This is a genomic window from Filifactor alocis ATCC 35896, assembly GCF_000163895.2.
Lineage (GTDB): Bacteria > Bacillota > Clostridia > Peptostreptococcales > Filifactoraceae > Filifactor > Filifactor alocis.
Map to the genome: position 1 here is coordinate 1,359,920 of NC_016630.1, position 13,008 is coordinate 1,372,927.

7 protein-coding genes are annotated in these 13,008 nt (G+C 36.7%); all 7 read right to left on the reverse strand.

Features of this window, described 5'->3' with window-relative positions; translation table 11 throughout:
- Positions 1–12: 12 nt before the first annotated feature.
- Complete coding sequence (locus HMPREF0389_RS08770; RefSeq protein WP_014262728.1) at positions 13–6,627, reverse strand: leucine-rich repeat protein; 6,615 nt, start codon at positions 6,625–6,627, stop codon at positions 13–15.
- Between the two features lie 355 nt (positions 6,628–6,982).
- A complete protein-coding gene (locus HMPREF0389_RS05970; RefSeq protein WP_014262729.1) occupies positions 6,983–7,987 on the reverse strand; it encodes an NAD(P)H-dependent glycerol-3-phosphate dehydrogenase in 1,005 nt (334 codons plus the stop codon).
- 198 nt (positions 7,988–8,185) lie between these two features.
- Positions 8,186–8,800: a glycerol-3-phosphate 1-O-acyltransferase PlsY gene (plsY, locus tag HMPREF0389_RS05975; RefSeq protein WP_014262730.1), complete on the reverse strand. Its 615-nt coding sequence runs from the start codon at positions 8,798–8,800 to the stop codon at positions 8,186–8,188.
- A gap of 3 nt (positions 8,801–8,803) precedes the next feature.
- Complete coding sequence (gene der / locus HMPREF0389_RS05980) at positions 8,804–10,117, reverse strand: ribosome biogenesis GTPase Der (RefSeq protein ID WP_014262731.1); 1,314 nt, start codon at positions 10,115–10,117, stop codon at positions 8,804–8,806.
- Positions 10,118–10,348: 231 nt separating this feature from the next.
- Positions 10,349–10,894 carry a serine O-acetyltransferase EpsC gene (gene epsC / locus HMPREF0389_RS05985; RefSeq protein ID WP_041251041.1) on the reverse strand — a complete coding sequence of 182 codons (546 nt, stop codon included), beginning with the start codon at positions 10,892–10,894 and terminating at the stop codon, positions 10,349–10,351.
- Between the two features lie 47 nt (positions 10,895–10,941).
- Positions 10,942–11,850 carry a cysteine synthase A gene (gene cysK, locus HMPREF0389_RS05990; protein ID WP_014262733.1) on the reverse strand — a complete coding sequence of 303 codons (909 nt, stop codon included), beginning with the start codon at positions 11,848–11,850 and terminating at the stop codon, positions 10,942–10,944.
- Between the two features lie 370 nt (positions 11,851–12,220).
- Positions 12,221–12,997: a TIGR03943 family putative permease subunit gene (locus HMPREF0389_RS05995; protein ID WP_014262734.1), complete on the reverse strand. Its 777-nt coding sequence runs from the start codon at positions 12,995–12,997 to the stop codon at positions 12,221–12,223.
- Between the last annotated feature and the right edge of the window lie 11 nt (positions 12,998–13,008).

The window sequence follows — 13,008 nt, forward strand, 5'->3', positions numbered from 1 at the left end:
CTCATTTGCTTTCTATTTCATCACAGAAATAGTAATTTTTTTCTCTTTTGCATCCCAAACAATACTTCTTTCTGATGTTCCTTGTTTCAAACGAAATGCTTTTACAACAGATGAAACAGGCACCATCACTCTACCTTTCTTAACCTCAGGTTGTGTATCCAAATGCACTACTTCTCCATTTATTATCATTTCATTAGAACCTACTTTTAAGGTACAAACAGTATTGCCGTCTTGCAATGTAACAGTCTTTGTTTTGTTATCCCACTTCACTTGATAGCCTAATTCCTCTGCCAGGAATCGAACGGATAACATAAGTCTATTGTCTTTTAGATAAGGTGGTACATCCGCTTTTTTGACAACTTTTTTTCCATCTATTATTGTAATAATGGTATCTTTATTTAAATCACATACCACTGTAATATGTTTTTTGGTTTGTTTTTCTGCTGAATCGACAATATTGTCACTCTCTTCTTCCTGTTCTTTCTTTTTGTTCTGATCTTCTTTCTTGTCTTTTTTATCTTTTTTGTCTTTTCCGGAAGAAGAATTCCCTTCATTAGAAGTTTGTTCTTTCACATACACCAAATCTCCGTTTTCTACAAATGTCATTTCCGCAAGTTGCACCTTGATAACTGGTTTTATGATAACCGCATCTTCCGGAACATTCTTTAATTGAATAGTGTATATACCGTTATCCTCTGTAACAGTGTAACTTTCTGCAGGTACAGTCTTTTTGTCATATTTCGGTGTTGCCGAACCGATGACATCAAAATTTTTGCCATACTCTTCTTTTGTTACATAGTTCAGGTATAATCTTTTGTCTCCTTCTTTTTTCAACCCTGCAATTTTGCTTTCAATTTTGATTTCTCCGCTCTTTAAAACAGGATACATTTGTCCGTTATGTTTATTCTTCTTTGATCTTTCTCCCAACACTTTGAAATCTGCACGCATATCTTTCACAATTTTGGAGAAACTTCCCTTTATCTTTTTGCCATCTTTCTTGTAACTTGGCATCTTTTGCATTTCTTCCAATTCTGCTTTTGTAATGTTACTGTCTTCTTTTACAAGCAATGCTTTTGCTCGCTCAAGATGTGCATTGAACTTTTCAATTGCAGTTTTGTTGCCATCTGTTGCAATTCCTTCTAATTTCAACACATCCGGTTTTACAGAATCCACATATTTTTTAAGTTGTTGTTTTGCCGCCCTCACTTCATCTTGATTAGGTTCAAGCGAAGGCTCAGCATTCAACGCCTTGAAAGTAATACTAATATCAAAACATTTTTTGTCTGATAACGTAGGATCAAAATCGTCTACTTTAACTTTTATTTCTTTCACATTCTGAAGCATAGAATTCAATTTCACATTAGCATCTTCAGCAAACTGATAATCTTTATCTGCAAACAAAGAGATTGTAGCTGTATACTCTCTATCAGGCTCTACTTTCTTATCTTTCGATACAATCACATTACCAATCGACCAATTGATATTAGCTTCTTGTCTCTTAATCCCTTCTGCTTTTGCTATTGCTTGCATAGGGAAACTCTCTCCCAGCTTCAGTCCGGCAAAACTCAATTCCACATTTTGAATTTTCTTCATATCTGTTGCATCAAAAGTATGTGAAATAACAAAACCGTTTCGATTTCCTTTTTTATTGTTAATCATAAATTTACCGTTTGCACTAAGCAAGTATCCATCTTTTAATTCAACTTCTACCTTCACTTTATAAGATTTATGGAATCCTGCTTTTCCCGATACTTTCTTAAAACCGTCAAACCACTGCATATTCTTAATTACAACATGTTCGTTATCACAAGTCGCTTCTGTAGCCAAGTTTTCTTCTGCTTTCGGTTCTACAATCACAATATTAAAATCATCAATAAATTTTGAAGATTTTTCTTTTAATTCTTTTGTAATTTCTTTTACCTTTTCAACTGTATTTGCACTTTCAATTGCCTGTTCATAACCGAAAACCTCTTCCCAAGTAAGCTTATTCTTAATTTTTTCAAGTTCTGCTTTCGCTTCAGATTTTGGTTGAACAAGACTATCTTCCAACTTTGCTTTCGCAACATATTGTGCTATCTTCGGTTTGTCTTTTGCTACCTTAATGCTGCCAATATAATAATTTTTACGAGGTTGTGACAAATTTTTCAATTGTTGAACACTTTGAATTGCAACTGCCCTAATATCTTCCAAGCTCAATTCCTTTTCTTCCCACAGAGCAGTAACCACCGTAGGAGACTTTACAACAATTTTATCTCCGGGTAATTTGTCTTTACCGTTTACTTGCCAACATCTGAATTGCTCTCCTTCAGGTGCTGTAAAACCACACTCTGGAAGTTTGTAAGATGTTCCTTTTTCTACATAAACATCCTCCATTATTCCGCTTCCATCACCTTTAGCAAAAGATATCATCACTTTTTCTCCTGAAGAGATCTTCTTCAAGGCATTTTGTACTGCTTGATGAATCACATTACAACTTACAGTTGCGTGAGAAACTACATCTATACCCAAATCTTTTCCTAAGCTGTTACCCATTACTTCTTCTACTGTTTTACCGATATATTGATGCATAATCGGAACTGCTCGATTATAATATCCCTCATTAGGCTTTTCTTCATCATTCGGATCATCGCAAACTGTACCGTTATCACGAACATGAACAATTTTACCGTCTTTTACCCAAACTTTTACTTTGATAGTATAAGGTGTAATATAATGAGACTTCGGAACGTTTGCTTCTCCTTCATAAGCTGTTGCACCTTCTAACGGATCTGTTTCCAGTGATTTTAGTGCAACGGATAGGTTATGAATAAGTTGTTCCACCTTTGTATCGGTAATATTGATTACCATCAAATTTTTCTTAGCGGATTCATAAGCTTTTTCTACTACTTTCCATTTTTCTTTATCAAATGTCGATGATTTTGCATCAAGACTTTCTTTTTCAAACATCAACCTGTTCAATTCCGCGCGTTTATTTGCCCACAACAATGCTTTGGTAACACTTCGTACCTTCGATTTGGAAGCATCATTATCTGTATAAGCGGATTTTGCATCTTTCAAAGTATCTTCAAAAAACTTTTTGTACTCTTCGGTTAATTTTTTAGAGTCAATTTCTTCTGCTTTATCAATAGCAGATTTCAATTCTTGTTTGTCAGCCTCTGTCGCTTTCACTTTCGGATCAACAATAAAGGTTTTTCCGACATCATCTACAAGAGCATTCGGATTTTTTTCTCCCGGTGTATGAATCACTACTGCATCGTCATACTCCTTGACCCCAGGATTATTTACAAAAGCCTGGAATCCGATTTCTTTAAGTGTTCCCGGAACATTGAGCTCTGTAAATTTATTATTTCCGAACGCCTGACTTCCAATCACTTCCAACTTGTTCGGCAAAACAATTGTGCTTAATTTGTTGTCAGCAAACGCCAATGACTGAATCGTTTTTAATTTACTGTCTTTTGCAAATGTTACTTCTGTTAAACTACATTTTCTAAAAGCTGCATTCATAATTGTTTCCACGGATGACGGAACTTCTATCTTACCCAATTCACACATAAAGAAGCACGCTTGATCGATATATTCCAAGTTTTCATTCCATTTTACTTCATTTACATTTGACATCATAAATACACCCATTCCAAGTTTTTTCAAATCTCTCGGAAGTGTAATACTATGAATATCATTGAATTGCAATGCATAATCTTCTATTTCCACAATGGTATCCGGCAACTTAACACTTTCAATATCATATCCTTGATTCAAATTTCTAAAAGCATCCATACCAATGACTGTTACCGACTTTCCATCAGGTGTCTTGTCCGGAATCACTAAATTTTTGTTCTTCTTAATTTTTAAATTTCCTTGTTTGGAAAATCCGGTTACTGTTGTTCCTTCATATCTGAAATCATCCGTTTTCCATTCCTTGTAATTGATGGATGGATTTGTCCCCTGATTTTTAGGATCAACCAAATAGTTTTCTTTATCCTGTAATTTATTTGGATTTGTTCCGGATACAGTACGAATAATGACCTTTCCGTCGTATTTATCAGAACCGGTATTTGTTGTAAATGCTTGCTCTCCTATTGATTTTAGAGAATCGGGAACAGTAATTTCTTCGATTCTATTTTCTGAAAAAGCAAGTCTTCCGATTGTCTCTACATTTCCTTTAAATATAACGGAACTTAATTTATTTCCTCTCATCATACTTAGAGGAATATCGGTCATTTTTGCAGGAACTGTAAGACTTGTAAATTCGTTTCTAAAAAATGCCGCCATATCAACAAATTCTATGCTGTCAGGAAGAACTAACTCTCCTTTGCAACCGTTAAATGCAAATGCCATACTTCCGATTGCTCTGTACCCTTCAGGAATTTGCAGGCTGTTCAATCGTTTGTCACCAAGTTTAGCTGAAAACGCTCCTTTGGTCACAGCCTCTACTTTATTTCCTTTTGCATCCACTGTAGGAAGTTGTAAGTCTTTTACAGTTTTGAGTTTCTCAAGGCCTTTTTGTGAAAATCCTGAAACTGCATTCAGTTCCACTTCTTTTTGACTTCCGTCATCTTCTAACTCGATTACCTTAAAAGTTCCAAAAACAAAATCTTCTGTTTCCCATTTGCTGCTTGGTTGAGGCACAGACGGTTCTTCTTTATCAGCAATAATTTCCCAATAATCACTGGTATTTTTGATTCTTTCTGCCACTGTTTTGGTTGTATGAATTTTTACTACATTTTCAGATTGTAAAAAACTATATTCTCCGATTTCTTCTAAAGTAGAAGGTGCATCAATTTCTTCAATTGCAGAATATTGGAAGGCTCCATCTTCAATTACTCTGTATCCTTCAGGCATTACAATCGCCTTAATATCCATCGCATCTTCTTGGAATGCATAATCTGCTATTCCTACAACAGGTGCTCCCTTATCTGTTCTTGCAGGAAGTATTACCGGTTTGTCTTTCATTTTGTTGAATTTTTTACTTCCCTTTTTACTAAAACCTTTCACTTCATTTTCTTTGTTGTAAGTAAAATCAGAAGGTTGATATTCATTGTTCTCTGCAACAGGATCTACAACATAATTTCCTCTGCTGATTAAATTGTTCGGATTATCCTTGTTCGGAGTCCATAACAGAACTTTCTTTTCACTTGGATTCAATGGATTAGTTTTTCCGGGATTGCCGTCAAAAGCATCTTTTTTGATTCCATCTACACCATTTGTTTGATTTTTTAAACTCTTAGGAATATTCACCTCTGTCAGTTGATTGTTTGCAAAAGCTTTTTCATAGATATGAACGACCTTTGAACCCATCTCCACCTTAACAAGCTGATTGTTCATAAATGATTCCGGTCCGATTGATTGACAACTTTCCGGCAATTTGATTTCTGTCAGTTGATTTCCTTTGAATGCTGCTTTTGACGGATATCTGAAGGTAGAAGGGAATTTCACCTCTGTCAATTCATTGTTCTCAAAAGCGCTATCATTTGCATATAGCAATCCATCATGAAAAACAACTTTTTTCAAACCGCAGTCTTGGAACGCTCTAAATTGTACATGGGTATAATTTTTCGGAATTTCTACACTTTCGATTTTTTCACCTTTGAATGAGTCTTCCAAAACCCACACCGGTACAATTCCTTTCGTATCTGCTGACGGAAGTACCACATTTTTGTTTTTCTTTAATTTTTCCTTTCCTTTTTCAGAAAATCCTTTTACTGTGTAATTCACATCCGGAAACCCTGTTCCATCTTCATCTGTTCCCGGAATCGGATCATAATAGAACTCAAAATCTTCTGCTGTCCAATTTAAATTTGCTTCCGATTTCAGATAAACAGGTGTAACTTCAGTTGCTCCGTCTTCTCCATTATCGGCAAAAGCTTCAAAACCTACTTTAACCTTGCCTTTTTCATTATCAATTTTTGCATTTCCTTGCAAAATCTTATTGTTATAAAATGCGTGAATTTCTATTGCTTGTACCGATTCCGGAATCAATACTTCTTTTAATTGATTAAATGCAAATGCATTCACTTCGAGTTCCATCAATGTATCAGGAAATTCTATTGTAGTGAGCAAATTTCCTGCAAATGCCGAATCCCCAACCACTTTAAGGTACTGTGGCAATTTCACCGAAATGAACTGTGTTTTGCTATCCATTTTTCGATCCAAAAATGCATTCTTGGCAATAGCCAGTACTTTCTTTCCTTTTATCTCATCCGGTAAAACCAAATCATGATTGTTTTTTTGCTTTTCCTTTCCTAATACAGACAATCCGGTAATACAAACCGCATTTTCTTCCAAATGATGATCTTCAAAATAGGTAAAGTCTGTTTCCAACCATACATTCGTGCTTACATCATCTTTCAATAAATTCAAAGTAGAAAATTCAGATGCTTCAGGTTTTACTTCAATACCCTCTTCTGAAGGAACTTCTGCCTCATTCTCTTCAGATGAGTCTGCTGATAAATTTTTATCTTTCAAATCTTTTACAGACTCTGTGTTATCATTATCTTTCACTGAAACAATCTCTGAAGGAATTCCCTCATCCGTTTCGGCAAAAACATGCGTATTCACCGGATTGATTGATAACCCAATCATTACCGTTGAAAGAAAAATACTCAAATACTTGTTAACTCTTTTCATTCTTACCTCCTTATGTAACTTTTTATTATTAATAATAATTATTCTTATCATTTAATATAGTATATCACTCTTTTTATTCTATCACAACAAAAAATAAAATATTCATTCTTTTTTTATGTAATATGCAAGGATGAAAATACCGGTTAAAGGTGTTGTTCATAGAGATTGGATTACTAATAGGAGTTTTAACAAATAATAATATTAGTATGAAAAGAACATTTCTCCCGGATTCCAATTTACAGAAGTTCAATTAGCTTTAACATTAAAAAAGTCAAACTTTTAAAAGTTTGACTTTTTTAGTATCTGTTTGATTCAATTAATTCTCAATTCTTGTTTTGACAGGTTCAAAAACATATTAATGATATGTTTCAACTTCGTGTTTTTTCTCTCTTCCCATCAACTGTACAACGGCATCTTGCACAGAACCGTTTTCAAACAATACATGGTAGATTGCATGTGTAATCGGCATATCGATTCCCGTTTTTTGTGACATTTCTCCAATCACTTTTGTTGCCACGATTCCCTCTACCACCATATTAATTTCTGCTTGGACTTGTTCCAATGACATTCCTTTTCCAACCAAGATTCCTGCGCGTCTGTTTCGAGAGTGCATGGAAGTACAGGTTACAATCAAATCTCCGATTCCCGCCAATCCGGAGAAAGTTTCGACTTTTGCACCCATACTGACGCCAAAACGAGTGATTTCTGCGATTCCGCGCGTCATAATCGCTGCTTTGGTATTATCTCCATATCCCAATCCGTCTACAATTCCGATTCCGAAGGCGATGATGTTTTTCAATGCTCCGCCAAGCTCTGCTCCGATGACATCTTCATTGACATACACTCGCATCGTATCATTCGACACCAACTCTTGAATCTGTTTTGCTACTTCAAGATTTTTTGATGCGCACACCAATGCTGTCGGCATCTGAATCATAACTTCTTCTGCGTGAGACGGTCCGGTAAGTACGGCAAACGGATTGTCAGGAAGAAATTCTTCCATCATTTGAGAACAGCGCAATCCTTGTTTTCTATCCAATCCTTTTGAAATATTAACCACAATCACATCGGACGGTAACAATTCTTTCAGTTCTTTGATTGCATTCAAATTTCCTTGTGAGGAAACTGCTAAGATCACAATGGTAACTCCATCTAAAGCTGTTTTCAAATCATTGCTGAACTTCAATGATTTCGGCAATTCCAATTCAGGAAAATATCGCAAATTTTTTCCTGTTCTTTGCATATCTTCATATTGTTCTTTTCGTCTCATATAAAGAACTGTTTCATGTCCGTTTCTTGTTAGAGTGCAGGCAACTGCCGTTCCCCAACTTCCGGCTCCGATAACACAAATTTTATCCATTTGCTCCTCCTATCTCATACGGGTATTAAGGTTATTGAACTTTTCATACCACTTTTATTTGATGTGTAATTTCTACGGTTTTCTTAAATATTTTTGGCAACAGGCGATAATATACATGTACATCATCAATCGTACAACATCAATAATGACTTCAAAGCTGTTTGCCATAATCTGAATTCCTCTGCTTGACATATTGACCTACAATTTCTCTCCTAACTTCCGTTCTTCTCCGCACATCAATCTGCTGATATTGGTACGATGTGTGTATAGAATAAATAACCATAACAAAACAGAAATAACCATTGAAATTCCTGTCTCACCGTGAAACACCATCTGTGCGGGAAACATCATAATTCCTACAATGGCACCGAGGCTGACATATCGAAATTTTGCAATGAACAAAACTCCGACTGCTACCGATATCAATACCATAATCGGCTCCAAAACAATCATTGCTCCGATGGAGGTGGCAACTCCCTTTCCTCCCTTGAATTTCAAGAGTACAGGAAAAACATGACCTATGATAACAGAAATACCACAAAGATATCCCATATCCAAGCCGCCTAATCGGTAACCGATATAGGATGCGAGTATTCCTTTGAAAAAATCCACCAAGAAAACGAACAGTGCCGCTTTTTTACCCATAAAACGAAGTGCGTTTGTTGTTCCTGCATTTCCTGAACCCACATCACGAATATCTACATTTTTTTGCTTTTTCGCTAATAGATATGCCGGTGAGATATTCCCTAACAGATAAGCTCCTGCCATCAGCAATATAATATATTTTACATCATAGACTTCTACAGATATCATCTTCTAATTCCTCTTTTCTCGTTTCAAAAATATGACTGGAGACCCTTCAAAACCAAAATTTTCACGAATTTGATTTTCTAAATATCTTTGATAAGAAAAATGGAATAATTCTCTATCATTGATAAAAATGGTAAAGGTAGGCGGTTGTACGCTCACCTGTGTTGCATAGTAAATCTTTAATCGTCTTCCTTTATCGGATGGTGGTTGATTCATAACAACAGCCTCTCCGATCACATCATTCAGCAAGCCTGTCGGAACACGCTTCTGTGATTCCTGATACACCGCATTAATACTCTCAATAATCTTGCCGAATCGTTGTCCGGTTGTGGTGGAAACAAAAATAATCGGTGCATATGACATAAATGGAAGTTCTTGCCGAATCGATTCCGTATAGGTTTGGATACTCTTGTTATCCTTTTCAACCAAATCCCATTTATTTACCACGATAACGGTCGATTTTCCCGCATTATGCGCTAACCCTGCAATCTTGCTGTCTTGTTCCGAAATTCCTATATTTGCATCAATAACAATCAACACAACATCCGCTCTTTCCACTGCCGCATAAGAACGAATAACAGAATATTTCTCTATATTTTCATCAATTTTGCTTTTCTTACGAATTCCGGCGGTATCAATAAACAAATATTCCTGATCCTTCACATGAAAATAAGTGTCTATTGCATCCCTTGTTGTTCCGGCAATCGGACTGACAATTACTCGCTCTTCACCCAAAATCCGATTGATGATAGAAGATTTTCCGGCATTCGGTTTTCCGACGATTGCAACCTTGATAACATCTTTATTTTCTTCCATGTTCGAATCTTTAGGGAAATTTTCTGCTACGACATCCAATAAGTCTCCAATACCAAGCCCTACCGATGCGGAAATAGGCAAAGGCTCTCCTACACCCAATTCATAAAAATCATAGAAATAATCAGGCAAATTCTTATTATCTACCTTGTTTACCGCAAGCACAATCGGTTTTTTCGTTCTTCTCAGCTGTTCTGCAATCTCACGATCTTGCGGTGTCACGCCGTCACGACCGTTCACTACAAACAAAATAACATCTGCCGTATCCATAGCCAATTCCGCTTGTCTTCTCATTTGTGCCGGAATAATATCATCTGAATCGTTGTCTATTCCACCGGTATCAATCACAGTAAAATAATCGGTCAGCCATTCCGCCTCACCGTAAATTCTATCGCGAGTCACTCCCGGAGTATCTTCTACAATCGCCACTCGACTCCCTACCAATTTATTAAATAATGTGGATTTTCCAACATTTGGTCTTCCTACAATCGCAACGATAGGTCGCATCGTATCCTCTCCTATCTTTTTTCTGTATCGTTCAAATTTCACAATTTATCTCCACCATTATATCATACAATATAGCGGTCTGTATGAAATTCGAATATTTTTATTCCCATCTGTCAAATTTCATACAAAAACTACCGAAAACATCATCTTTTTTAATAAAAATTGTCATTCAAAAAAGTTGACTGTAAGAAACTCTCCTCCTACAATCAACTTTTTATCAATTCTTATCTCTTACTGTTCTTCAGAAACTCTCACTCCGTTTTGTTTTACCACTTTCGCCGGTATTCCGACCGCCGTTGCATTCGCCGGCAAATCGTGCAACACCACCGCATTTGCTCCTACTTTTGTATTATCGCCGATGACTACCGGTCCAAGCACCTTAACTCCTGCTGACAAAAATACATTGTTTCCTATTGTCGGGTGTCTTTTTCCTTTATCTTTTCCTGTTCCTCCCAGTGTTACTTCGTGAAACAGTGTGACATCATCTCCGATTTCAGCTGTTTCTCCGATGACGATACTCATTCCGTGATCAATAAACAGTCTTTTACCTATTTTTGCACCAGGATGAATCTCTATTCCTGTAAAAAAACGTGAAATTTGAGAAATCAATCTCGCTAAAAAATATAACTTTTGCTCATACAAAAAATGTGCAATACGATGTGCAAAAATAGCATGTAACCCCGGGGTATTGATTAAGATACTAAACGCACCTTTGGCTGCCGGATCTTTTTCTCGATATGTTCTTAACATATCATTCCATTGACTGGCAAGTGACATCCTATCTACCTCTACTCTCTCATTCACATTATCCATTTTTACCCAACCTATTCATACAATCCTGTTGATAAATATCGTTCTCCGTTATCCGGTGCAATAAACAATACTTTTTTACCTGTTCCAAGCTCTTTTGCTATCTTAAGAGCACCTGACAACGCTGCTCCTCCCGAAATTCCAAGTAAGATACCTTGTGTCTTTGCAATACCTACCGCATATCGATATGCTTCTTCATCTTCTATTTTCAAAATACGATTTACCAAACTCATATCCATAACAGAAGGAATAAAACCGGCACCGATTCCTTGCAATTTATGTGTGCCCGCCGGTTCTCCGGACAGTACCGCAGAAGAAGCAGGCTCTACTGCACAAATCAAAATATCCTTGTTATGCTCTTTTAATACCTTGGCATTTCCGGTCAGCGTTCCTCCGGTTCCGACTCCTGCCACAAAAGCATCCAAATCAGGCAAATCTTCCAAAATTTCAAGTGCCGTTCCTTCCGCATGTGCTTTTACATTGTCCGGGTTGTCAAACTGCTTCATCATTACATATCCTTCTTCTCTCTCCAAGCGCTCCGCCTCTTCAATCGAACCCTTCATTCCTTTTTCACCCGGTGTCAACACCAACTTTGCTCCAAAAGCCTTGAGCAACAGTTTGCGTTCATTACTCATCGTTTCCGGCATCACAAAAACCGCTTCATAGCCCCTTGCAGCAGCTACCATCGCTAATCCGATTCCGGTATTTCCGCTCGTCGGCTCTACAATTGTCGCTCCCGGTTTCAAAACTCCGCGTTTTTCCATCTCCAAAAGCATCACTTTTCCGACACGATCTTTTGCCGAACCGCCCGGATTAAAAAATTCCAACTTTGCATATACCTCTGCACGAGTCTCTTCTTCAAAACCATGGATTTTCACAATCGGTGTATTTCCTATCGTATCGACTATTGTTTGAACTATCATTTCTATCTTCTCCTTCTTCTCTCAATTTTTACTTCCCGTTTTTTGGCATAGAAAAAAGTTAGGCAAACACCTAACTTTTATGACAACTCCATTGATTGATATCAATTACTCACGAATCAACCTGCCGTATTCATTTCAAAAAAGAGTCTCTCCAAGTCATAGCTATGCCATTGTATTTACATATATTGTTATTTTACAATGAGAACTACAACACATAGCACGATCACCCTTTTCTTTTTTTATTTCAGTTATGAGGATACCCCAAAAACAAAGGCACAAAACATATTTTTTCAGAAATTGCTCCTCCTTCTTATCGGAGAATACTTCTATGATACTCTCAACTTCCTCTCTTGTCAAGGCAACACTTTATCTAATAGTACGCATACGGAGATTCATAAGGTGCTATCTTTTGAATTTTAGTAACCCTCAGCTTAAAATCCGGAATATCATACTCTTCAGGAAAGGTCTCGTTCAACGGTTCAATCACACCTGTTACACGAACCCATTGATTATTCTCAAAGTGAGGACAATCCTTCATTTCACAAAGAACACCTTCTGTTGTTGCATCTGCAATACAACAACTCACAACCATTCGCCCTACCAAAAACCTGTTTTTCCCATAAGCATCATGAGTCAAAACATATCCCTCCAGAGTATATTCCTTCCCTTTTGATGCAGGATAGGTATAAATCTCATCCAACAGAGGTAAAAAGTTATCTTTATCAAGTTTCTCTTCCGCAACAGACTTCTTTCCTATCCCCAACTCTTCAGCCGTCTGCTCAGAAGATTTTTTATTCAAATCTACATTTTGAAAAGTTTCAGAAGAAAGGGGAATCTGTCTCAGGTTCAAGCCTTTATTTACAATTGCCTCTGAATTCAAATAAGTCGGTCTCATCATCATAACGGTAATCGGTAACAAAAATACAAATTGTCCCATTTGAACCTTTGTGGTCGTCTGCGTATAGATTCTGCTTTTCTGAAAGACAATCATGGCAAACAAAATCACTTCTGTGACAACCAAAAATTTTATCATCTTCGGATGTAAAAAGAACAAAATTTCACCCGTCAGTAACAATCTTGCCAACCCAACAAACAGAGCTGACAAAATCAGCATCCAAATCAATTCATTTCGATTTATTTTCTTCAAAAAATCGCCTT